The sequence below is a fragment of the Phreatobacter sp. genome (assembly GCF_022843985.1).
GTDB lineage: Bacteria > Pseudomonadota > Alphaproteobacteria > Rhizobiales > Phreatobacteraceae > Phreatobacter.
On the sequence record NZ_JALHMP010000013.1, the window covers coordinates 15,677 to 36,989 of the forward strand.

Genomic DNA, 21,313 nt, shown 5'->3' on the forward strand with positions numbered 1-21,313 from the left:
GCATGTCACCGAAACGACCGAGGCAAACTATTGCGATGAGCGTGCATCTACCCGATGTTCGCCGCTTCGGCGCATGGTCCACCGGCCGGATGGCAGCGGCGCGGCGTTCGAACGTCGCGCCGCCGATCCGTTATAGATCGACCTGCTCAGACAGCTCCAAGGCGTCGTCCAGCTCAACTCCGAGGTACCGAACTGTCGTCTCCAGCTTTGTATGCCCAAGCAACAGCTGGCAGGCACGCAGATTACCGGTTCGCTTGTAGATCAGTGCGACTTTGGTCCGGCGCAGGCTGTGCGTGCCGTAGAGCGAGTGATCAAGCCCGGCGAGACCCAGCCAATCGTTCAACAGCCGCGCGTATTGTCGGGTGGTCATGGGCTGTCCCGACCTGTTTCGGCTAGGGAAGAGCCAATCGCCATTCCGGTGAGGGCGAAGCCGCAGCCACCCCAACACAGACTCGCGCGACGCATCGGTCAGCTCGAAGACGACCGGTCGGCCGGTCTTGCTTTGCATGACGGACGCCCGCGGGCGGACGTTGCCCGCCAGAACCACGTCAGTGACGCGGAGATGCACCAAGTCGCAACCCCTCAGCTTGCTGTCGATCGCGAGGTTGAACAGCGCGAGATCGCGTATGCGGTGCTGGTGTCGGAGTTGGGCGCGGATCGCCCAGATGTCTTTCGGCTTTAGCGGCGGCTTCGGGCCAACCAAGCGCCCCGAGTTCCACGCGTGCCGAACCTGTTCGGATGATGTCTCTCTTTCCATGGCGCATCCTCCAAAGGATGCCGCATCCGGTCGAGATCATACCACCACGCAGCAGCTTCGCGCCTCTTGGCGAGAACTGTCCGTCACATTCGCTCGCCTTGCCATGCGAGCCCGTCAGCAGCGCCCCTAAGGCGCTGTGACTCTACACCTGAGGCCGCGCCACACATGCAGAATTCTTCATCCCCAACGATCCGCCGAAGCCGAAAACGGACATTCCCCATTTCCGCTTGGGGCCGAAAAGCCGACCATGATCCCGAGGCTACCGGCAAGCGAACGCGCTGCCCAAGCTAACGACGAGAACCTTTTCTGTTGCGAGTTGGGCGGTCAGCTCGTCAGCAGGCACCAGCGCAGACGAGGCCGAACAAGACCGGCGCCGGAAGCCCGTAAGGGTAGACGTTGGGGAAAGTCTCCCAACGGCCATAATTCATCAACGATTTCAAGGACGATTGGCGGAGAGGGAGGGATTCGAACCCCCGATACGGTTGCCCGTATGCCGCATTTCGAGTGCGGTGCTTTCAACCACTCAGCCACCTCTCCGCGGTCGCATGGGCGAGGGAAAGATCCATCGCCGGCTGTTGAAGCGATGCGCGACATAGCGGAACGGGACGGCGCATTCAAGCACGGGTTTCACCGGCGGCCGAGATTTCCGGCGCCGCGCCGGCGCCCCAGCGGCCCCTGGACGCCGACCGGCGCGACAAAAAAGCCGAGGCGCCGCAGGGTTTTCCTTGACTCGGGCGGGTCTTTCCAGCATTGAGCCGCCTTCCGGACGGACAGGAAGCGTCCCCCATGCGGGCCGCCTCCCGTCCGGAGCCTGAACCCACCGCGCCTCCGGGAGCGGCAAGACCAAACAAGAAGACGGCCGGCCGGCTCCTCATCGGGGCGCGCCAAGGCCCGTCGAGACAAGGACGAAGACGATGTACGCAGTCATCAAGACGGGCGGCAAACAGTACAAGGTTGCCGCCGCCGACACGATCACCATCGAGAAGCTCGAAGCCGAGGCCGGCGACGTGGTTGTGTTCCCCGAAGTTCTCATGCTCGGCGGCGAGGCCGGAACCACCATCGGCGCGCCCTTCGTGGCCGGCGCCTCGGTGTCCGCCGAGATCGTGCGCCAGGCCCGCGGCCCGAAGACGATCTCCTTCCGCAAGCGCCGCCGCCAGAATTCGAAGCGCAAGAAGGGCCATCGCCAGGACCTGACGATCGTCCGCATCTCCGAGATCCTCGTCGGCGGTGCCAAACCCTCCAAGGCCGCCGCCGGGAAGCCGGCCGCCGCCATGCCGCAGGGCATCGCCGCCATGCCCGCCGAGGGTGGCCGGGACACGTCGAACCTGTCGCTGATCGCCGGCATCGGCCCGACGATCGAAAAGAAGCTGCGTGCTGCCGGCATCACCACCTGGGAGCAGATCGCTGCCTGGACCGATGCCGACGTCGAGGCGAAGGACCAGGAGCTCGCGCTCCGCGGCCGCGCCAAGCGCGAGGAATGGGTCGAGCAGGCCAAGGAGCTGCTGGCGGGTAAGCCGCCGCGCGCCAAGGCCGATCAGGCCGAGCAGAAATCCGGTGAGGACTGGTAAGCAGCGTCCTGCTGTTGCCATCTTCGTGAATCAGACGTCTTATAAGACATAACGGAATCGGGAGCTCCTCATGGCTCACAAAAAAGCAGGCGGCTCGTCTCGGAACGGTCGCGATTCGAATGCACAGCGTCTCGGCGTGAAGCGCTTCGGCGGTCAGGCTGTCCTGTCTGGCAACATTCTCGTGCGCCAGCGCGGCACCAAGTTCCACCCGGGCACCAATGTCGGGCTCGGCAAGGACCACACGCTCTTCGCGACCGTCGACGGCCGCGTAGAATTCCGAACGAAAGCGAATAACCGCACCTACGTGTCGGTTGTTCCGATGATTGCCGCCGCCGAGTAACAGGCGGCACCGACATCGGAGCCGCCGGCGAGTTCGCCAGGCCGCTCCGCTGATCGCAGGATCAAGGATCAAGGGGCGCCCGGCAGGACCGGCCGGCGCCCCTTTTTCTTTCGGTCCTGGAAATGGTTCCGGGCCCGGCCACCGGCGAGGGAAGGAACCTGCCATGACTGCCCTGGAAACCGAACTGGAAGGCCGCTGCGGCGGCGAATTGCTGGAAAGCTGTATGCCCGTCCTCGAGACGGAGCGGCTTGTTCTCCGTGTGCCGCGTTTCGAGGACGTCCCGGCGGTCGTGGCGATGGCCAATGACCGGCGGATTGCCGAAATGACGGCCAATCTTCCCCACCCCTATGCGGTCAAGGACGCGGAGACCTGGATCGCCAATGCCTGGACCTCCCAGGACCATCCCCTTCTCATCACCCTCAAGTCCAACGGCGCGCTGGTCGGCGCGACGGGCTTCGTGCGGCCCGAACTCGGTGACCCCGAGATCGGCTACTGGCTGGGCACGGCCCATTGGGGCCAGGGCTATGCGACGGAGGCCGCCCGCGCCGTCGTCGACCACCTGTTCACTGACCGTGGCGCCGAGGCGGTGGCCGCCCGCGCCCGGGTCGTCAATCCCTCCTCCCGGCGCGTCATCGAGAAGTGCGGCTTCCAGTGGATCGGCGCGGGGCTTACCCGCTCGCGGCTGCTCGCTAGTTCGGTGCCGGTCGACAAGTTCCGCCTCGACCGGCCGCTCTGGGCGAGCCTCAAGGCCTGGCGCGACCCGATCCTCAGGCATTCGGCGGCGAAGGTCGTGATCGGTGAGCCCTGCTGAAGGCAGGGCCTTGCGGGCCGCGCCCGCCGGTTCCATACCGGCGGGAATCCCCCGGAGACCCGATGTCGCCGCCTCCCGCATTGCCCTGGCTGGACGCCGTCCCGCTCGCCACGCGCCGCCTGGTGCTGCGCCGGCCCGGCTTTGCCGACGTGCCACGTCTCGCCCTCTATGCCGGCGACCTCGCGGTGGCGCGGATGCTGGTGGCGGTGCCCCACCCCTATGGCGAAGCCCATGCCTCGGCCTTCATCGGCGATGTGCTGGCCTCCAACCTGACGGGTTCCTCCCTTGCCCTCGCCGTGGCGCGCCAGAAGGAGCCGCATGCGCTCATCGGCATGATCAGCTACAGCCGCGAGGGCCGGGGCGCGACGATCGGCTGGTGGCTCGGCCGGCCCTATTGGGGTCGCGGCTTCGCCACCGAGGCAGTCACCGCCATGGCCGGTCTTGCCTTCCTTGACCCGCAGATCGACGCCCTCGTCGCCGGAGCCTTCGCCGACAATCCCGGTTCGCTGCGGGTGCAGGAGAAGACGGGTTTCGTGCGCACCGGGCAGAGCCTGCGCCGCAGCGCGGCGCGCGGCGCGGAGGTTGTCCAGATCGACATGCGCCTCTCCCGCATCGCCTTCGCCGCATTGAGCGGGCGGGCGCCTGGCGCTATGGGAAGGGGATGAGCACAGCTTCCATTCCCATCGGCGTCGTCACCGTCTCGGACCGGGCCAGCCGCGGCGTCTACGATGACAAGGGCGGTCCCGGCATCGTCGCTGCCCTCACCGATCTCCTCGCCTCGCCCTGGCACCCCGTCGCGCGCATCATTCCCGACGAGCGGGACGTCATCGCGGCGGCGCTCGTCGAACTCGCCGATGTCGCGCATTGCCCGCTCATCCTCACCACCGGCGGCACCGGCCCGGCCGTCCGCGACGTGACGCCGGAGGCGACCGAGGCGGTCTGCGCGAAGATGATGCCGGGCTTCGGCGAACTGATGCGGCAGGTGAGCCTCAAGGTGGTGCCCACAGCCATCCTGTCGCGGCAGACGGCCGGCATCCGCGGCCGCTCGCTCATCGTCAACCTGCCGGGCAAGCCATCCTCGATCCGCGAATGTCTCGATGCGGTGATGCCGGCCATCCCCTATTGCATTGACCTGATCGAGGGGCCGCGGCTGGAGACCAACCCGGCCCATTGCATCGCCTTCCGGCCGAAGGGAGCGTGAGCGCGACGCCTGCGCTCAGCGCAGGCGCTCGAGCACGCTCACGTAGTTCGCCACCGCGGCGCCGCCCATGTTGAAGATGCCGCCGAGCTTCGCGTCCTTCACCTGGATGCCGCCGGCCTCGCCCATCAGCTGCATGGACGAGAGCACGTGCATTGACACGCCGGTGGCGCCGATCGGATGGCCCTTGGCCTTGAGGCCGCCGGAGGGGTTCACCGGCAGCCTGCCGTCCTTCTGCGTCCAGCCCTCGAGGATGGCGCGGGCGCCCTGACCTTCGGGGGTGAGCCCCATCGCCTCATATTCAATGAGTTCGGCCACGGTGAAACAGTCGTGGGTCTCGACGAAGGAGAGGTCGGACAGGGCGATGCCGGCCTCGCCCAGCGCCTTGCCCCAGGCCCTGGTGCAGCCTTCGAATTTCAGGATGTCGCGCTTCGACATGGGCAGGAAGTCCTGCACATGGGCATGGCTGCGGAAGGCGACAGCCTTCTTCATCTTCAGTGCGGTGGCGGTGTCGGTGATGACCAGCGCCGCCGCGCCGTCGGAGACAAGCGAGCAGTCGGTGCGCTTCAGCGGACCGGCGACGAAGGGGTTCTTCTCGCTCTCGGTGCGGCAGAAGTCGTAGCCGAAATCCTTGCGCATCTGCGCATAGGGGTTCTCGACGCCGTTTTTGTGGTTCTTGGCGGCGATCATGGCGAGAGCGTCGGACTGGTCGCCCCAGCGCTGGAAGTAATTATGGGCGATCTTGCCGAAGACGCCTGCGAAGCCTCCCGGCGTGTCGCCGTCTTCGGGAAGATAGGAGGCCCTGAGGAGGTTCTTGCCGATCTCCGGACCCGGCGTCTTCGTCATCTGCTCGACGCCGACGACCAGCACGACGCGGGCATCGCCTGCCTTCACCGCGCGCACCGCCTGGTGCACGGCCGCCGAGCCGGTGGCGCAGGCGTTCTCGACGCGGGTTGCCGGCTTGAAGCGCAGGCGCGGATCGGCCTGCAGCACCAGCGAGGCGGTGAAGTCCTGCGGCGAGAACCCGGCATTGAAATGCCCCAGAAGGATCTCGTCGACGTCGTCCGGTCCGATGCCGGCATTGTCGAGCGCCTCGTTGGCCACGCGGATGATCAGGCTCTCGACGGTTTCGGTCTCAAGCTTGCCGAAGGCGGTATGAGCCCAGCCGACGATGCAGGCGGTCATGGTGGCGTGTCCCGGGTCTGGTGATGAGAAATGTCATTTTAGGTGCAAGGACCGCCTTTCGCCATCCGCCGTCCGGCGCATGGCAGGCTCCGCCGCACGGCGGCGCCATGCTTTGGCCGCGTTGACGCTGTTCTTGCTCGCCGTCTGGACAGTCTCGTGCCGGCGCGCCGCCGACCTGTCGCCGCAACGCCTCCGTCTTCGCCCTTGGCGAAGCGAGCCCGAAGCAGGTAAACAGGGTCGAAGTCGCGGCGACATTCCCAAAAGGCCCATGCTCTTGCGGATCAGCATCCCTTGTCTTGCCGGCGTGATCGCGTTGTTCGTCGGCGCTTCGGCCGCCAGCGCCCAGCAACTGGGCCCGACCATCGTCGTCGACGCGGCGACCGGCCAGGTGCTGCAATCCGATCGGGGCGGGATGCCCTGGCTGCCCGCCTCGCTCACCAAGATGATGACGACCTATGTCGCTCTCCGTCAGGTGCAGGCTGGTCGCGCCACCATGAATACCGGCCTGGTCGTGTCCCAGCGCGCCTTCCGCTCGGCGCCCTCGAAGATGGGTTTCCGGCCAGGCACGGTGGTGACGCTCGACAACGCGCTGAAGATGATCATGGTCAAGTCGGCCAACGACGTCTCCGTGACGATCGCCGAGGGCCTCGGCGGATCGGTCGAGAACTTCGCCGCCATGATGAATGCCGAAGCCCGCCGCCTCGGCATGTCCGCGACCCGCTTCATCAATCCCAACGGTCTGCCCGGTGCCGGGCAGCAGACCACCGCCCGCGACATGGCGCTGCTCGCCCATGTCATGATGCGCGAATTCCCCGAGCATTCCCTGCTCTGGCGCATGCCGGCGATCCGCTTCGGCAACCGCGTCATGCGCAACCCCAACCATCTCATCGGCCGCTACCAGGGCGCGGACGGTTTCAAGACCGGCTTCACCTGCTCCTCCGGCTTCAACGTCGTGGCCACCGCCACCCGCGGCGGCCGAAAGCTCATCGTGGTGGTGCTGGGCGCGACTTCGGCGCGCGGCCGTGCGGAAACGGCGGCCGGCCTCTTCGAACGTCATTTCGTCTCGGGCGGATCGGGTATCGGTCTCGACGGCATTGCCAACGACCTGTCCTCCGGCCCGCCGAACATCCGTGACCAGACCTGTCGCCGTCGCGGCCGCGGTCCCGTTTACATCGAAGCGGCCGAGGAGCTCGACAACGAGCCCGTCGCCGCCGCGCCCAGTGATCCCGGCAATCTCACCTATGCGCAGATGATGGCCGCCTCGCAGCAGCAGCGACAGGCCCGGCCCGGCCGGCCGGCCAACGCGCTCGCTGCCATGCCCGGTGCCGTCGTCTCGCTGCTCGGCCCCTACCGCCCGTCCATGGACCCGATCCCGGTCTCGATCGGGGGAGCCGGGCCCATTGCCACGCCCGCCGCGGCGCTCGCCTCTGCCGGTTCGCGTACGGTTACCGTGCCAGCCTCGACCCAGCCCGGCACCCTTGTCGCTCCCGTCGCTCCGGCCACTGCGGCTGTCACTGCGACGCCCGGTGCCATCCGCCGCGGGGCGGCGGCACCGGCCGAGGCGCCCCCCAGGCATGGCGCCATCGGCGCGCCGATGATGCTGCCTGGCGCCTTGCCACCGGAACGTCCCGTAACGGCACCAGCCCGCACGGGCGCGGGCGCGACTCCGCCCGTCACCCGTCCGGCGGCACGGCAGGGCCGCACCGCCGCTGCCGGCACTGCGCGCCAGACCCCGCGTCAGCAGCGTCCGCGCGAGCGCAGGTGACCCTTTCCCCTGTTGCCATCGGCATCGCGGCTGCCCTCGCCTCGGCGACCGCCTACGGCATCAACATCGTCTATGCGCGGATGGCGACCCAGCAGGGCGTCTCGGCGGCCGATCTCGTCTTCCTGCGCGTCTTCCTGATGCTCGGCGCCGTCGCCGTCGTCGTCGGACTGCGCGGCCGCAGCCTCGCCATCCCGCCCGCCAGCCGACCGGCCGTGGTGGCGCTCGGTATCGCCTCGGCCGGTGTCGGCCTGGCCTATTTCTTCGCGGTTTCCTTCGTGCCGATCGGGATCGCCGCCATCATCTTCTACACCTTTCCGCTGCTCATCCTGCTGGCCAGCCCCTTCGTTGAAGGCGGCCGGCTGACGCTGCACCGGCTCGTCGTCTTCGCCCTCGCCTTCACCGGTCTGGCCATCGCCATCGGCCCCGGCCTCGGTGCCATCGACATCCGCGGCATCGCGCTTGCCGCCCTCGCCAGCACCCTCGCCGCCTGGCAGTTCTTCATGGCGGCGCGGGCCGGCCGGCATGTGCCGCCGGCGGTGCTGATGTTCTGGGCGCATGTGGTCATCATGCCCATCGCCGGTGCCGCCGCCTTGCTGCTCGGTGGCATCAGCTGGGGGACGATCGGGTCGGCCTGGTTCGCCAGCGCCATGACGGTCGCCGGCTATCTCGTCGGGTTCGCCCTGCAGATGGTCGCCGCCAGACGTGCCCCCGCGGCGCTGATCGGCCTTGTCTTCTGCCTGGAGCCGGTGGTCGCCATCCTCTTTGCCGGCCTGATCCTTGGCGAAACGCTGGGCAGTGCCCAGATGATGGGAAGCCTTCTCGTCCTCGCCGCGCTCGTCGCCTCCTCGCTCGCCGAGCTGAAGCGCGAGAGCCAGCCCGTCATGCCACGCACCAACGCCCCCGATGTCCGCTGAACCCGCTCCCCGCCGGCCGCGGCCGCCCGTTCCCGTCACCGTGCTGACGGGGTTTCTCGGCGCCGGCAAGACGACGCTCCTCAACCGCCTGCTCGCCGACGAGGGGATGAAGGACACGGCTGTTCTGATCAACGAGTTCGGCGAGATCGGTCTCGATCACCTGCTGGTGCGCACCGTCGAGGAGGGCATCGTCATGCTGTCCTCCGGCTGCGTCTGCTGCTCGGTGCGCGGCGATCTGGTGGCGGCGCTCGAGGACCTGCTGCGCGCGGTCGACAATGGCCGCGTCGAGCCGTTCTCCCGGGTGATCATCGAGACGACGGGGCTCGCCGACCCGATTCCGGTCATCCATACCCTGATGGCCCATCCCTATCTCGCCATGCGCTACCGGCTGGATGCGGTCATCACCGTCGTCGACGCGATCAATGGGCTGGCCACCCTCGACGCCCATCCCGAAGCGGTGCGGCAGGCGGCGGTGGCCGACCGGATCGTGCTGACCAAGACCGATCTGCTGACGGATGCGCCAGCCCGCGCAACCTTCGACCGTCTGATCGCCCGGCTCGCGGGCCTCGCCCCGGCCGCCCGCCGGCTCGACGCCGCGAAGGGCGAGGCGACGCCTGCGCAGGTGCTCGCCGCGGGCCTGACCGATCCGGTCACCAAGATCCCCGATGTGGCGCGCTGGCTTAACGAGGCGGCGCTCGCCGGCGCCGACGGCTCCCATACCCACGACGACGGCATCCGCGCCTTCGCGCTGACGAGCGATCAGGCCATGGGCTCCGCTGCTTTCGACATGTTTCTCGAATTGCTGCGCGGCGCCCACGGTCCGCATCTCCTGCGCGTCAAGGGCGTGGTGAAAATCGCCGAGTTTCCCGACCGGCCGGTGGTCGTCCATGGCGCCCAGCACGTGTTCCATCCGACGACGGTGCTCGATTCCTGGCCCGACGGCGATGCTCGCACCCGCATCGTCTTCATCCTGAAGGACATGGACCCCGCGGTGATCCAGGCGCTCCACAACGCCTTCCTCGGCATCGCCAGGCCCGACCAGCCAGACAGGGCGGCGCTGACCGACAATCCCCTTGCCATCCCCGGCATGCGTTTCTGACAGGTCCTCACTCTTGCCCGCCGGGCCATGCGGTGATCGACTGACTTTGGAGGCCGTCATGGACTGGTCGGCGAAACAATATCTGATGTTCGAGGACGAGCGGACGCGGCCCGCCCGCGACCTGCTGGCGGCGATCCCGACGCAGGGTCCGCGCCGCGTCGTCGATCTCGGCTGTGGCCCGGGCAACACGACAGAACTGCTGCTGCGGGCCTATCCCAAGGCCGAGGTCATCGGGATCGATTCCTCCCCTGACATGATCACCCACGCCCGCACCCGCCTCGGCGGCATCGGCTTCGCGGTGGCCGACCTGACGACCTGGCGGCCCGATCCCGCCGCCCCGGTCGACATCATCTATTCCAACGCCGTCTTCCAGTGGATTGCCAGCCACGAAACCATCCTGCCGCGGCTCGTTCACCTGCTGCCCGCGGGCGGCAGTCTCGCCATCCAGATGCCCGACAATCTCGAGGAGCCGAGCCATGTCGCCATGCGCATGGCCGCGCAGGCGGGACCATGGTCGCACAAGCTGGCCAGCGCCGAAGGCTCCCATACGCCGATCGCCCCGGCCGCCGCCTATTACCGGATGCTGAAACCCCATGCGGCGCGGGTGGATGTCTGGCGCACGGTCTATCACCATCCGCTGGATGGCATCGAGGGCATCGTCGCGTGGTTCACGGGCTCACGGCTGCGCAGCTATCTCGGCCTGCTCGATCCCGCCGAGCGCGAGGCCTATCTTGCCGCCTATCGCGCCGCGCTGGCGCCCCATTATCCTGTCGATGCCGAGGGCAGGGTCCTGCTCGCCTTCCCCCGTCTCTTCGTCGTCGCCACACGCTGACACCCCCCAACCCACGCCAGAAAAACACCGAGGAAACAGCCATGAACCGCATCGATCTCGCCGGTCGGACCGCCATCATCACCGGGGGTGCCCGCGGCATCGGCTATGCCGCGGCCGAGCGCATGCTGGAGTCCGGCGCCGAGGTGGCGCTGTGGGATGTCGATGCGACGAAGCTCGCTGATGCCGCGGCGGCGCTTGCGGCCAAGGGTCGCGTCTCCACCCATGTCGTCGAACTCACCGACGAGACCTCGGTCCAGGCGGCCACCGATGCCACCGTTGCGGCCCATGGCGGCATCGCCATCCTGGTCAACAATGCCGGCATCACCGGCGGCAACGGCAAGACCTGGGAGCTTTCTCCGGAGATCTGGCGGCGCGTCGTCGAGGTCAATCTCGTCGGGCCCTATCTGACCTGCCGCGCCGTGGTCCCGGTCATGCTGAAGGCGGGCTACGGGCGCATCGTCAACATCGCCTCCATCGCCGGCAAGGAGGGCAACCCCAATGCCTCGCATTATTCGGCCTCGAAGGCCGGGCTGATCGGCCTGACCAAGTCGCTGGCCAAGGAACTCGCCACCTCCGGCATCCTCGTCAACTGCATCACGCCTGCCGCGGCCAAGACCGAGATCTTCGACCAGATGAAGCAGGAGCATATCGACTTCATGCTGTCGAAGATCCCGATGAACCGTTTCCTGCAGGTCGCGGAGGCGGCCGCGATGATCGCCTGGCTGTCCTCCGAGGACTGCGCCTTCTCGACCGGCGCCGTCTTCGACATTTCCGGCGGCCGGGCGGTCTATTGACGGCCCTTGCCGCATCCCCTTGTGCAGTGCACCATAGGGGGACTCGCTGACGGAGCCGCGCCCTGAGTGATCTCAGTCTGACCATCGCCATCGTCGACGAGAGCCGCTCCCGCGCCGCAATCATCGAGGAGGGGCTGCGCGATGCCGGCTATTCGAAGATCGTCCATATCGGGGAGATGACCAATCTCCTCGCCCGGCTCTATGCCACCGACCCCGACGTGGTGGTCATTGACCTGGAGAATCCGTCCCGCGACGTGCTGGAACAGTTGTTCCAGGTCTCCCGCCTGGTGAAGCGGCCCGTCGCCATGTTCGTCGACCAGTCCGATACCGGCATGATCAACAAGGCGATCGAGGCCGGGGTCTCGGCCTATGTGGTCGACGGGCTGAAGAAGGAACGGGTCAAGTCCATCCTCGACATGTGCATGGCGCGTTTCCACGCCTATGCCCGGTTGCAGAACGAACTCGACCAGGCTCGCTCGGCGCTGGAGGAGCGCAAGATCGTCGAACGTGCCAAGGGCCTGCTGATGCGCCACAAGGGCGTCACGGAGGACGAGGCCTATACGCTGCTGCGCCGCCGCGCCATGAACGAGAAGAAGAAGCTGGGCGACATCGCCCAGGCGGTGGTCACCGGTCTGGAGATGCTCGGATGAGACGGATCACCATCGGTTTCATCCCTCTGACCGACGCCGCCCCTCTCATCGCCGCGCACGAGCGGGGCTTCGCGGCGGAGGAGGGTCTTGCCTTCGACCTCGTGCGCGAGGTCTCCTGGGCCAATATCCGCGACAAGCTCTCCATCGGCCTCTTCGATGCGGCCCATATGCTCACGCCGCTGGCCCTGGCGAGCGCGCTCGGGATCGGCCACGTCAAGGTGCCGATGATCGCGCCGATCACGCTGGCGCTGAACGGCAATGCGATCACGCTGTCGGCGGCTTTCGTACGCGAACTGGGGGCACTGCCGGAGGATCCGGTGGCCGCCCTGCCGTTGATCGCCGCGGCCATCCGGCGGCGGGAGAGTGCCGGATTGAGCCCGCCGGTCTTCGCCAGCACCTTCCCCTTCTCCACCCATAACTACATCCTGCGCGCCTATCTCGCCGCCGGCGGCATTGACCCGGACCGCGACGTCCAGCTCGTGGTCATCCCGCCGCCGCTGATGGCGGGATCCCTCGAAAAGGGCCTGATCGACGGCTTCTGCGTCGGCTCGCCCTGGAACTCGGTGGCCGTCGACCGCGGCGCCGGCCATATCCTCGCTCCGAGCTCGGCGCTCTTTTCGCGCATTCCCGAGAAGACGCTGGTCATCGGCGATACGCTGGCGGCCGGCGACGCCGAGACGCTGCGCGCCATCATCGCCGCGACCGCCAAGGGGGCGGCCTGGTGCGCCGATCCCGGCAATGCCCTCGAACTCGCAGCCATCCTCTCGGCCCCGCATTATCTCAGCGTCGCCGCTCCCCTGGTGCTGCGCACCATCGAGGGCCGGCTGATCTTCACGCCGGGCGGGCCGTCCCGTGCCGTTCCCGATTTCATCCGCTATGACGTGCCCGGCGCGGCCCGTCCCGATGCCGGCCGTTATGCCTGGCTCTATGCGCAGATCGTCCGCTGGGGGCAGACCCGGTTCGATCCGGAAGCGCCTTCCAAGATCGCCGCGCTGATCCGCACCGACCTCTTCGACGCGGCTGTGGGCGGAGCGCCGCCCGCCGCCGCCGCCGACCCGATCGGCAGCCTCCTGGAGCCGGCCTTCGATCCCGCCGCCCTCGCCGACTATCTCGCCCGGTTCGACGCGCGCGGCCTGCCCAGGCGGCTTGCCTGAGGGCTGTTGCACTGCACAGCGAAGCGGCACCGCGGCGCTAATCTGCCGTCGTTTCGAACGTTTCCAGCCTCGCCCGGTCGGACTTTGCCTTCAAGGACAGTTGACGACCGGGGTTTCCGGCCCCGGAGGCACTTGGCATGACCCTTGAATAGACTTTGTCTCAAGGGTCGGCCCGAGGGTCGCATCCCGGCCCAGTGCAGGGCCCTTCAGCAACGCCGCTGACAAAAGTCCGACGTGCCGCTCTCCGACGGAGAACCGGCGACGACGAGGCCTTTGTCGGCGGCTTTTTTGTGCCCGGAACCAGCCGGGCGGCATGAGGACCCATCCCGCCGCGGCCCGCCGCGGCCGCCATTCACCTGTTCCTTGACCGTAACCTGGACCTGACGATGACAAAGACCTTCCAGGCACAGTCCCTCGCATCGGCGCGCACCAGCCGCCGCGCCTTCCTCAGGCAGACCGCCGCCGCTGCGGCCCTCTTCGCCGCCGCCAAGACGGCCCTGCCAGCCGGCGCCTTCGCGCAGGGAGCCGGTCCGGAGGTGAAGGGCACCAAGCTCGGCTATATCGCGCTCACCGATGCTGCGCCGCTCGTCATCGCACGGGAGAAGGGCTTCTTCGCCAAGCATGGCCTGCCCGACATGGACATTGCCCGCCAGGCCTCCTGGGGCGCGACGCGCGACAACATGGCTCTTGGCACCAAGGCCAACGGCATCGACGGTGGCCATATCCTCCGGCCGAAGACGCATCTCTACAGCACCGGCAAGGTGATGCAGAACGGCCAGCCCCTGCCGATGTACACGCTCCTCAACCTCAACGAGGACGGCCAAGGCATTTCGGTGTCCAACGAGTACAAGGACCTGAACATCCAGAAGGACGCCTCGCCGCTGAAGGCGGCCTTCGAGCGCAAGAAGGCCCAGGGCAAGGACCTGACCGCCGCCATGACCTTTCCGGGCGGGACCCATGACCTGTGGATCCGCTACTGGCTCGCCGCCGGCGGCATCGATCCCGACACCGACATCAAGGTGATCGTCGTGCCGCCGCCGCAGATGGTGGCGAACATGAAGGTTGGCACCATGGACTGCTTCTGCGTTGGCGAGCCGTGGAACGAGCAGCTGGTCAACCAGGCCATCGGCTATACGGCCCTCACGACCGGCGAGCTCTGGTTCAAGCATCCCGAGAAGGTCCTCGGGATGCGCGCCGAATGGGTCGACGCCAATCCCCGCGCCACCCAGGCCATCCTGATGGCGGTGATGGAAGCGCAGCAATGGTGCGAGAGGATGGAGAACAAGGACGAACTGGCGCAGATCGTCGGTCGCCGCCAGTGGTTCAACGTTCCCGTCAATGACATCAACGGCCGTCTCAAGGGCAATATCAACTATGGCCACGGCCGGACGGTCGCCAATTCGCCGCTGCGGATGAAATTCTGGGGCGAGGGCGGCGCCGTCTCCTATCCGTGGAAGAGCCTCGACACCTGGTTCGTCACCGAGAACATCCGCTGGGGCAAATTCGAGCCCAACACCGACATCAAGGCGCTGGTCGATCGCACCAACCGCGCGGATCTCTGGCTACAGGCGGCGAAGACCCTCGGCATCGCCGGCGTTCCGACCTCCGACTCGCGCGGGGTCGAGACCTTCTTCGACGGCGTGAAGTTCGATCCCGCCGATCCGCAGGCCTATCTGCGCGCCCTCAAGATCAAGCGCGCCCAGGTCTGAGCCGCGAGGCCCGACCGACGCATCGCCGCCCGGCCCGGTCGGGCGGATCCCCACCTCCGGCAAGAGAGCGCTCATGTCCCGACCCGCATTGAGAGCCGTCGCAACCATGCCAGACGCCTCCACCACGACGCCCGCCGCCGCGGTGGTGACGTTGACGCCACCTCGATCCGTGAACCGGCGGGCCGTGCTGCGGTCGAAGCTCGTGTCCACAGCCAGCGTGGTGGTGCCGCCCGTCCTCACCCTGACCCTCATCCTCCTCGTCTGGGAAATCCTGTGCTCCGGGCCGGGCGCGACCCTGCCCGCGCCAAGCCAGGTCTGGCGTGACTCGAGCGACCTGATCCTCGACCCCTTCTTCGTCGCGGGCAGCCAGGATATCGGTCTCGGCTGGCGGGTCCTGACGTCGCTGCAGCGTGTCGCCATCGGCTTCGGCCTCGCCGCGCTTGTCGGCATTGCCGTCGGAACCCTCGTGGGCCAGTCGACCTGGGCCATGCGCGGCCTCGACCCGATCTTCCAGGTGCTGCGCACCGTGCCGCCGCTCGCCTGGCTGCCGATCTCGCTCGCCGCCTTCCGTGACGCCAATCCCAGCGCCATCTTCGTCATCTTCATCACGGCGATCTGGCCGATCCTCATCAACACCTCGGTCGGCATCCGCAACATCCCGCAGGACTATCGCAACGTCGCCGCCGTGCTGCGGCTGAACCAGATCGAGTTCTTCTGGAAGATCATGCTGCCCTCGGCCGCGCCCTATATCTTCACCGGCCTGCGGATCGGCGTCGGCCTCGCCTGGCTCGCCATCGTCGCGGCGGAAATGCTCACCGGCGGCGTCGGCATCGGCTTCTTCATCTGGGACGCTTGGAACTCCTCCAAGCTCTCCGACATCATCGTCGCGCTCGTCTATATCGGCTTCATCGGCTTCGTCCTCGACCGGCTGATCGCTGGGCTCGCGACCATTGTCACCCGCGGCACGGCCGCGAATTGAGGAGCGCCGCCATGAAACAGGCCCCCTATCTCCAGATCGACGGCGTCGAGAAGACCTTCACGCGCGGCGATACGTCCAATCATGTCCTCGCCGATATCAATGTCGGTATCGACAATGGCGAGTTCGTCTCCATCATCGGCCATTCCGGCTGCGGCAAGTCCACCCTTCTCAACATCATCGCCGGCCTCACACCGGCGACCTCCGGCGGCGTGCTCCTCGACAACAAGGAGGTGAACGAACCCGGTCCCGACCGCGCCGTTGTCTTCCAGAACCATTCGCTTCTGCCCTGGCTGACCGTCTACGAGAATGTCCGCATGGCCGTCGACAAGGTCTTCCGGGCGACGAAGTCGCGGGCCGAGCGCCATGACTGGACCATGCACAAGCTCGATCTGGTGCACATGGCCCACGCCAAGGACCGTCGCCCCGCCGAGATTTCCGGCGGCATGAAACAGCGCGTCGGCATCGCCCGGGCACTGGCCATGGAGCCGAAGATCCTGCTGCTCGACGAGCCTTTCGGCGCTCTCGATGCGCTGACGCGGGCCCATCTGCAGGACTCCGTGATGCAGATCCACGCCACGCTGAAGAACACGATGATCATGATCACCCATGACGTCGACGAAGCGGTGCTGCTGTCCGACCGCATCATCATGATGACCAACGGGCCCGCGGCGACCATCGGCGAGATCCTCGAGGTCGCGCTGCCGCGCCCGCGCAAGCGGCTCGAACTCGTCACCAACACCACCTACATCAAGGCGCGCGAGGCGGTGCTGAAGTTCCTCTACGAGCGCCATGCCTTCGTCGAAGCGGCCTGACGGGCGACGCCCATGTCCGAACCGCTCGTCGTCATCGGCAACGGCATGGCCGCGGCGCGCTTCGTCGAGGAGCTCGGGCGGGTCGCGCTCGGCCGCTACAGCGTGCTGGTCGTCGGCGCCGAGCCGCGCCTCGCCTATAACCGGGTGCTGCTGTCCTCCGTTCTCGCCGGGGAACTGGCTGTTGTCGACACCGAACTGAAGCCGCCGGCATGGTGGGAGGCGCAGGGCGTCACCCTGGTTTATGGGCAGCGGGCCAGCGCCATCGATCGTGCCAGCCGGAGCGTCTGGCTGGAGGACGGGACGCAACTGCCCTATGCGCGGCTCGTGCTCGCCACCGGCTCCGACCCCATCCGCCTGCCGAAGCCGGGCATGGAACTGCCCGGTGTCCTCACCTTCCGCGACCATGACGATGTCGGCGCCATGCTGGCGGCTGCGGGGCCTGCGACGCGGGCCGTGGTCATCGGCGGCGGACTGCTCGGCATCGAGGCGGCCTGCGGCCTCGCCGCGACCGGGACGCGGGTCACGCTGCTTCATTTGATGGACCGCCTGATGGAGCGCCAACTCGATGCCGAGGCGGCGGGCCTGCTCAGGGCGGCCCTCGAGGCGCGGGGGATCACCGTTCTGCTCAGCGCCGATACGGCTGTGGTGGAGGGCGAGGGCTGCGTCGAGGCCGTCCGCCTGACCGATGGCCGGGACCTGCCGTGTGACATGGTCGTCGCCGCCATCGGCATCCGCCCCAATGCGACGCTCGCCCGCGCGGCGGGCCTGGCAACGTCCCGCGGCATCGTCGTCGACGACCATCTGACAACCTCCGATCCGGTCATTCATGCGATCGGCGAATGCGCCGAGCACCGCGGCACCTGCTACGGCCTGGTCGAGCCGGCCTATCAGCAGGCCGGCGTCCTTGCCCGGCATCTCGCGGGAAAGCCCGACGCCTATGAGGGCACGGTTCCGGCGACCAACCTCAAGGTCTCCGGCGTGCCGGTCTTTTCAGCCGGGGACTTTCTCGGCGCGGTGGGAACCCAAAGCATCGTCTGGCGTGACCCGGGCCTTGCCACCTACCGCAAGCTGGTCCTGCGGGACGGCGCGCTCGCTGGTGCGATCCTCTGCGGGCAGACCGCCGACGCGCCCTGGTACCTCGACCTCATCCGGTCGGGCCGGCCGCTCGGTCCGCTGCGCGACGGCCTGATCTTCGGCCAGGCGTTGGCGGAGGCGGCCTGACCATGACCGTGCAAGCGCTTCTGCCGAACCCCGTCGCGACCGCCTGTCCCTATTGCGGGGTGGGCTGCGGCGTCATTGCCAGCGTCGATGCCGCAGGGCAGGTGACGGTCGCGGGCGACCCGGCCCATCCCGCCAATCGCGGACGGCTCTGCGTCAAGGGGTCGACCCTCGGCGAGACCGTCGACCTCGAGGGCCGCCTTCTCCATCCGATGATGCGGACCCGGTCCGGAAGCCTGGAGCGCGTCTCCTGGGACACGGCGCTGGAAGCGGTGGCCGACGGGTTCCAGCGCGCCATCCAGGCAGCGGGCCCCGATGCGACGGCCCTCTATCTGTCAGGGCAGTTGCTCACCGAGGACTATTACGTCGCCAACAAGCTGATGAAGGGCTTCGTCGGCACCGCCAATGTCGACACCAATTCGCGCCTGTGCATGGCCTCGTCGGTGGCCGGTCACCGCCGGGCCTTCGGCTCCGACACCGTGCCGGGCAGCTACGAGGACCTGGATGAGGCTGATCTCCTGGTGCTGGTTGGCTCCAACGCCGCCTGGTGCCATCCGATCCTCTGGCAGCGGATGGTGGCCAACCAGAAGGCGCGCGGTGCCCGCATCGTCGTCGTCGATCCGCGCCGGACGGCGAGTGCCGCCGATGCGGACCTCGTGCTGCAGATCCGCCCGGGCACCGACGGCGTTCTGTTCGCGGGGCTCCTGGTCCATGTCGCCGATCACGGTGCGATGGACGGCGCCTATGTCGCCACCCACACGGAGGGCCTCGACGCCGCCCTGATCCGTGCCCGCGAGATCGCGCCCTCCATCGCGGCCACGGCCACCGCCACCGGGCTGGCCGCCGCCGATGTGGCGCGGCTCTTCGCCTGGTTCGCGGCAACCCCGCGCGCCGTGACCCTCTACAGCCAGGGGGTCAATCAGTCGGCCCAGGGCACCGACAAGGTCTCGGCGATCCTCAACGTCCACCTGGCCACTGGCCGCATCGGTCGCCCGGGCATGGGGCCCTTCTCCCTCACCGGCCAGCCCAATGCCATGGGCGGGCGCGAGGTCGGCGGGCTCGCCAACATGCTCGCCGCCCATATGGGCTTTACCGCGGACGACATTGACCGCGTGCGCCGGTTCTGGGCAGCGCCGCGGATGGCGGAACGCGAAGGCCTCAAGGCCGTGCAGATGTTCGAGGCGGTCGCAGCGGGCACGATCCGGGCGCTCTGGGTGATGGGCACCAACCCCGCCGCCAGCATGCCGCGGGCCGACCACGTGCGCGGCGCCCTCGCCGGGCTCGATCTCCTCGTCGTCTCGGAGAACGTGGTGTCCAACGACACGGTCAATGCCGGCGCGCATATCCTCCTGCCCGCCGCCGCCTGGGGCGAGAAGGACGGCACAGTGACCAATTCCGAGCGGCGCATCACCCGCCAGCGGTCGTTCCTGCCGCTGCCGGGTGAGGCCCGGCCGGACTGGTGGATCCTTGCCGCGGTCGGCCGCCGCCTCGGCTTCGGTGAGGCCTTCGCGTGGCGCGACCCGGCCGCGATCTTCCGCGAACATGCGGCGCTTTCCGGCTTCGAGAATCGCGGCACCCGCGACTTCGACATTTCAGGCCTGTCTGCCCTGTCTGATGCCGATTACGCGGCTCTCCAGCCCGTCCAATGGCCGGTCCGGACGCGCTCCGACCATCGCGACAAGCGCTTCTTCGCGTCCGGCGGCTTCTTCACCGCCGACGGCCGTGCCCGTTTCATCGCCATCGCCCCGCCCGCCCTGGCCGCGCCGGCCGATGCAGCCCGACCGCTCCTGCTCAATACCGGCCGGCTGCGCGACCAGTGGCACACCATGACCCGGACGGGAAAGGCGCCGACGCTGGGCCGCCACAGTCCCGAACCCTGCCTGGCCATCCATCCCGCCGATGCGGCCGCCGCCGGTCTGGCCGACGGCGACATGGCCCGGCTCGACTCGGCCCATGGCACGGCCCGTCTGCGCGTCGCGTTCGATGCAGGACAGGCGCGTGGCGAGGTCTTCGCTCCCATCCACTGGACCGGCGAGACGACGGCGGCGGCCCGCATCGGCGCGCTGGTGCAGGCGGCGAGTGATCCTTTCTCCGGTCAGCCGGAGATGAAGGCGACACGGGTCGCCGTCGCGCGCGTGCCCGTCGCGGCGGATGGCTTCCTGCTCTGCCGCGGCGCTGCACCCGTGATCGACGGTCTGTTGTGGACAAAGGTCGCCGTCGATGGCGGCGCGGGGCTCCTTTTCGCCGCGCCCGATGCTCTGGACGGGCCCGCCCTGATCCGCCGCGCCGCCGGGCCACGGGCCGTGGTGGCGGAGGTCAGCGACCCCGCCCGCGGCCTCTATCGCGCGGCAGCCTTCTGCGGCGACAGGCTGGAGGCCATCCTGTTTGCAGGACCGGGCGCCCGCCCTGCCTGGCACGGCGTTCAGGGGCTTTTCGGCCGCCCGCTTCTCGACGCGGCGAGCCGGCGGGCCCTGCTCTCCGGTCGGTCCGCCGAGGGCCTCCCCGATCCCGGCCCGACCGTCTGTGCCTGTTTCTCCGTCGGCCTCACCGCCGTGACCGCGGCGATCGGGGCCGGAGCAACCGATGTCGATGCCGTTGGCCGCGCCACCAAGGCCGGCACCAATTGCGGCTCCTGTCGCTCTGAGATCAGGAGGCTCCTGGCGCGCACCGGCGCTCCTGTCCCCGCATGAGCGGTCCGCGCCAACGGGACGAGACAAGATCGTGCCCGCGGATTATCACGTCCCCATGGATCTCGGGCTCAAGGGAAAGTCGGCCATCGTCTGCGGCGCCAGCCGCGGCATGGGCCGTGCGGCTGCGGAGATGCTGGCGGCCGAGGGTGTCGCGCTCACCCTCTTCGCCCGCAATCCCGAAAGGCTGGAGACAGCCGGCGCGGAGATCGGTCGCCGCTTCGGCGTGCCTGTCGCGGTCGTCGCCGGTGACGTTACCATCGCCGCCGACCGGGTGCGGCTTGTCGTCGCCTGCCCGGCGCCCGACATCCTGATCACCAATGCCGACGGCATGCCACCCGGCGATTTCCGTGCCTGGTCGCGTGCCGACTGGATCACCGCGCTCGATGCCATGATGCTCGCTCCCATCGATCTGATGAAGGCGACGGTGGATGGCATGATGGGGCGTGGCTTCGGGCGCATCATCAACATCGTGTCGCGCTCGGTGAAGAGCCCGCAGGCCGAGATGGGCCTGTCGAACGGTGCCCGTTCCGGCCTTGTCGGCTTCGTCGCTGGCCTGTCCCGGCAAACCATCGCGCGGGGCGTCACCATCAACAACGTTCTGCCGGGGATCGTCGCCACCGACGCGCAGAAACATCATGTCGACAAGCTCAGCGCCATGACGGGCCGGTCGTTCGACGCGATCTGGGCCGAACGCGCCGCCCAGAACCCCGCCGGGCGCTACGGCGAGGCGGCCGAGATCGGCGCCATCATCGCCTTCCTCTGCTCGGTCCATGCCGGCTTCATTACCGGTCAGAGCCTGCTGGTCGACGGTGGCCAGTATCCCGGAACCTATTGAGCC

Annotated in this window: 20 protein-coding genes and 1 tRNA gene; 18 read left to right on the forward strand and 3 right to left on the reverse strand. The window is 68.1% G+C overall.

What is annotated here, in order from left to right; translation table 11 throughout:
* Nucleotides 1–130: 130 nt before the first annotated feature.
* Nucleotides 131–757, reverse strand: coding sequence for a tyrosine-type recombinase/integrase (locus tag Q0C57_RS10810; RefSeq protein WP_296576174.1), 627 nt, complete (start codon nucleotides 755–757; stop codon nucleotides 131–133).
* A 447-nt stretch (nucleotides 758–1,204) separates the two neighbouring features.
* A tRNA-Ser gene (locus Q0C57_RS10815) sits at nucleotides 1,205–1,294 on the reverse strand.
* 377 nt (nucleotides 1,295–1,671) lie between these two features.
* Between Q0C57_RS10815 and rplU the strand changes: the two genes are divergently transcribed.
* The 5 genes from rplU (at nucleotide 1,672) to mog (ending at nucleotide 4,677) form a co-directional block, all read left to right on the forward strand.
* Nucleotides 1,672–2,325 (forward strand): 50S ribosomal protein L21, encoded by a 654-nt coding sequence (gene rplU / locus Q0C57_RS10820; RefSeq protein WP_296576176.1) that lies wholly within the window; start codon nucleotides 1,672–1,674, stop codon nucleotides 2,323–2,325.
* Nucleotides 2,326–2,395: 70 nt separating this feature from the next.
* A complete protein-coding gene (gene rpmA / locus Q0C57_RS10825; RefSeq protein WP_296576179.1) occupies nucleotides 2,396–2,665 on the forward strand; it encodes a 50S ribosomal protein L27 in 270 nt (89 codons plus the stop codon).
* Between the two features lie 163 nt (nucleotides 2,666–2,828).
* On the forward strand, nucleotides 2,829–3,476 hold the full coding sequence (locus tag Q0C57_RS10830; RefSeq protein ID WP_296576182.1) for a GNAT family N-acetyltransferase: 648 nt from the start codon (nucleotides 2,829–2,831) through the stop codon (nucleotides 3,474–3,476).
* A 62-nt stretch (nucleotides 3,477–3,538) separates the two neighbouring features.
* Nucleotides 3,539–4,141 carry a GNAT family N-acetyltransferase gene (locus Q0C57_RS10835; RefSeq protein WP_296576184.1) on the forward strand — a complete coding sequence of 201 codons (603 nt, stop codon included), beginning with the start codon at nucleotides 3,539–3,541 and terminating at the stop codon, nucleotides 4,139–4,141.
* Complete coding sequence (mog, locus tag Q0C57_RS10840) at nucleotides 4,138–4,677, forward strand: molybdopterin adenylyltransferase (RefSeq protein ID WP_296576185.1); 540 nt, start codon at nucleotides 4,138–4,140, stop codon at nucleotides 4,675–4,677. The genes Q0C57_RS10835 and mog overlap by 4 nt, the downstream gene beginning before the upstream one ends.
* 15 nt (nucleotides 4,678–4,692) lie before the next feature.
* Here the strand turns inward: mog and Q0C57_RS10845 are convergent, their stop codons facing one another.
* On the reverse strand, nucleotides 4,693–5,859 hold the full coding sequence (locus tag Q0C57_RS10845; protein ID WP_296576187.1) for an acetyl-CoA acetyltransferase: 1,167 nt from the start codon (nucleotides 5,857–5,859) through the stop codon (nucleotides 4,693–4,695).
* Nucleotides 5,860–6,163: 304 nt separating this feature from the next.
* On the opposite strand from Q0C57_RS10845, the gene Q0C57_RS10850 reads away from it, so the two are divergent.
* The 13 genes from Q0C57_RS10850 (at nucleotide 6,164) to Q0C57_RS10910 (ending at nucleotide 21,310) form a co-directional block, all read left to right on the forward strand.
* Entirely contained in the window at nucleotides 6,164–7,624 is a 1,461-nt protein-coding gene (locus tag Q0C57_RS10850) for a D-alanyl-D-alanine carboxypeptidase family protein (protein WP_296576188.1), read from the forward strand.
* A complete protein-coding gene (locus Q0C57_RS10855; RefSeq protein ID WP_296576190.1) occupies nucleotides 7,621–8,538 on the forward strand; it encodes an EamA family transporter in 918 nt (305 codons plus the stop codon). Before Q0C57_RS10850 ends, Q0C57_RS10855 begins: the two co-directional genes overlap by 4 nt.
* Nucleotides 8,528–9,637 carry a GTP-binding protein gene (locus tag Q0C57_RS10860; RefSeq protein ID WP_296576192.1) on the forward strand — a complete coding sequence of 370 codons (1,110 nt, stop codon included), beginning with the start codon at nucleotides 8,528–8,530 and terminating at the stop codon, nucleotides 9,635–9,637. Before Q0C57_RS10855 ends, Q0C57_RS10860 begins: the two co-directional genes overlap by 11 nt.
* Before the next feature lie 58 nt (nucleotides 9,638–9,695).
* Nucleotides 9,696–10,469: a trans-aconitate 2-methyltransferase gene (gene tam / locus Q0C57_RS10865; RefSeq protein WP_296576194.1), complete on the forward strand. Its 774-nt coding sequence runs from the start codon at nucleotides 9,696–9,698 to the stop codon at nucleotides 10,467–10,469.
* Nucleotides 10,470–10,510: 41 nt separating this feature from the next.
* The gene (locus Q0C57_RS10870; RefSeq protein ID WP_296576197.1) at nucleotides 10,511–11,263 is read left to right on the forward strand and encodes an SDR family NAD(P)-dependent oxidoreductase; all 753 of its coding nucleotides are present in this window, start codon (nucleotides 10,511–10,513) and stop codon (nucleotides 11,261–11,263) included.
* A 62-nt stretch (nucleotides 11,264–11,325) separates the two neighbouring features.
* Complete coding sequence (locus tag Q0C57_RS10875) at nucleotides 11,326–11,913, forward strand: ANTAR domain-containing protein (RefSeq protein WP_296576394.1); 588 nt, start codon at nucleotides 11,326–11,328, stop codon at nucleotides 11,911–11,913.
* Nucleotides 11,910–13,067, forward strand: a complete 1,158-nt coding sequence (locus Q0C57_RS10880) for a CmpA/NrtA family ABC transporter substrate-binding protein (protein ID WP_296576199.1) — start codon at nucleotides 11,910–11,912, stop codon at nucleotides 13,065–13,067. The genes Q0C57_RS10875 and Q0C57_RS10880 overlap by 4 nt, the downstream gene beginning before the upstream one ends.
* A gap of 386 nt (nucleotides 13,068–13,453) precedes the next feature.
* Complete coding sequence (locus Q0C57_RS10885; protein WP_296576202.1) at nucleotides 13,454–14,776, forward strand: CmpA/NrtA family ABC transporter substrate-binding protein; 1,323 nt, start codon at nucleotides 13,454–13,456, stop codon at nucleotides 14,774–14,776.
* A gap of 73 nt (nucleotides 14,777–14,849) precedes the next feature.
* Nucleotides 14,850–15,755 (forward strand): nitrate ABC transporter permease, encoded by a 906-nt coding sequence (gene ntrB, locus Q0C57_RS10890; protein WP_296576204.1) that lies wholly within the window; start codon nucleotides 14,850–14,852, stop codon nucleotides 15,753–15,755.
* Between the two features lie 11 nt (nucleotides 15,756–15,766).
* The gene (locus Q0C57_RS10895; protein ID WP_296576207.1) at nucleotides 15,767–16,567 is read left to right on the forward strand and encodes an ABC transporter ATP-binding protein; all 801 of its coding nucleotides are present in this window, start codon (nucleotides 15,767–15,769) and stop codon (nucleotides 16,565–16,567) included.
* A gap of 12 nt (nucleotides 16,568–16,579) precedes the next feature.
* Nucleotides 16,580–17,788: an FAD-dependent oxidoreductase gene (locus tag Q0C57_RS10900; protein ID WP_296576208.1), complete on the forward strand. Its 1,209-nt coding sequence runs from the start codon at nucleotides 16,580–16,582 to the stop codon at nucleotides 17,786–17,788.
* Nucleotides 17,789–17,790: 2 nt separating this feature from the next.
* Nucleotides 17,791–20,475 carry a nitrate reductase gene (locus Q0C57_RS10905; RefSeq protein ID WP_296576211.1) on the forward strand — a complete coding sequence of 895 codons (2,685 nt, stop codon included), beginning with the start codon at nucleotides 17,791–17,793 and terminating at the stop codon, nucleotides 20,473–20,475.
* Between the two features lie 55 nt (nucleotides 20,476–20,530).
* On the forward strand, nucleotides 20,531–21,310 hold the full coding sequence (locus Q0C57_RS10910; RefSeq protein ID WP_296576397.1) for an SDR family oxidoreductase: 780 nt from the start codon (nucleotides 20,531–20,533) through the stop codon (nucleotides 21,308–21,310).
* Nucleotides 21,311–21,313 lie beyond the last annotated feature (3 nt).

Coding starts and splice junctions, on each gene's coding strand:
- Q0C57_RS10810 (WP_296576174.1), bottom strand. CDS start 757: ATGGAAAGAGAGACATCATCCGAACAGGTTCGGCACGCGTGGAACTCG.
- rplU (WP_296576176.1), top strand. CDS start 1,672: ATGTACGCAGTCATCAAGACGGGCGGCAAACAGTACAAGGTTGCCGCC.
- rpmA (WP_296576179.1), top strand. CDS start 2,396: ATGGCTCACAAAAAAGCAGGCGGCTCGTCTCGGAACGGTCGCGATTCG.
- Q0C57_RS10830 (WP_296576182.1), top strand. CDS start 2,829: ATGACTGCCCTGGAAACCGAACTGGAAGGCCGCTGCGGCGGCGAATTG.
- Q0C57_RS10835 (WP_296576184.1), top strand. CDS start 3,539: ATGTCGCCGCCTCCCGCATTGCCCTGGCTGGACGCCGTCCCGCTCGCC.
- mog (WP_296576185.1), top strand. CDS start 4,138: ATGAGCACAGCTTCCATTCCCATCGGCGTCGTCACCGTCTCGGACCGG.
- Q0C57_RS10845 (WP_296576187.1), bottom strand. CDS start 5,859: ATGACCGCCTGCATCGTCGGCTGGGCTCATACCGCCTTCGGCAAGCTT.
- Q0C57_RS10860 (WP_296576192.1), top strand. CDS start 8,528: ATGTCCGCTGAACCCGCTCCCCGCCGGCCGCGGCCGCCCGTTCCCGTC.
- tam (WP_296576194.1), top strand. CDS start 9,696: ATGGACTGGTCGGCGAAACAATATCTGATGTTCGAGGACGAGCGGACG.
- Q0C57_RS10870 (WP_296576197.1), top strand. CDS start 10,511: ATGAACCGCATCGATCTCGCCGGTCGGACCGCCATCATCACCGGGGGT.
- Q0C57_RS10880 (WP_296576199.1), top strand. CDS start 11,910: ATGAGACGGATCACCATCGGTTTCATCCCTCTGACCGACGCCGCCCCT.
- Q0C57_RS10885 (WP_296576202.1), top strand. CDS start 13,454: ATGACAAAGACCTTCCAGGCACAGTCCCTCGCATCGGCGCGCACCAGC.
- ntrB (WP_296576204.1), top strand. CDS start 14,850: ATGTCCCGACCCGCATTGAGAGCCGTCGCAACCATGCCAGACGCCTCC.
- Q0C57_RS10895 (WP_296576207.1), top strand. CDS start 15,767: ATGAAACAGGCCCCCTATCTCCAGATCGACGGCGTCGAGAAGACCTTC.
- Q0C57_RS10900 (WP_296576208.1), top strand. CDS start 16,580: ATGTCCGAACCGCTCGTCGTCATCGGCAACGGCATGGCCGCGGCGCGC.
- Q0C57_RS10905 (WP_296576211.1), top strand. CDS start 17,791: ATGACCGTGCAAGCGCTTCTGCCGAACCCCGTCGCGACCGCCTGTCCC.
- Q0C57_RS10910 (WP_296576397.1), top strand. CDS start 20,531: ATGGATCTCGGGCTCAAGGGAAAGTCGGCCATCGTCTGCGGCGCCAGC.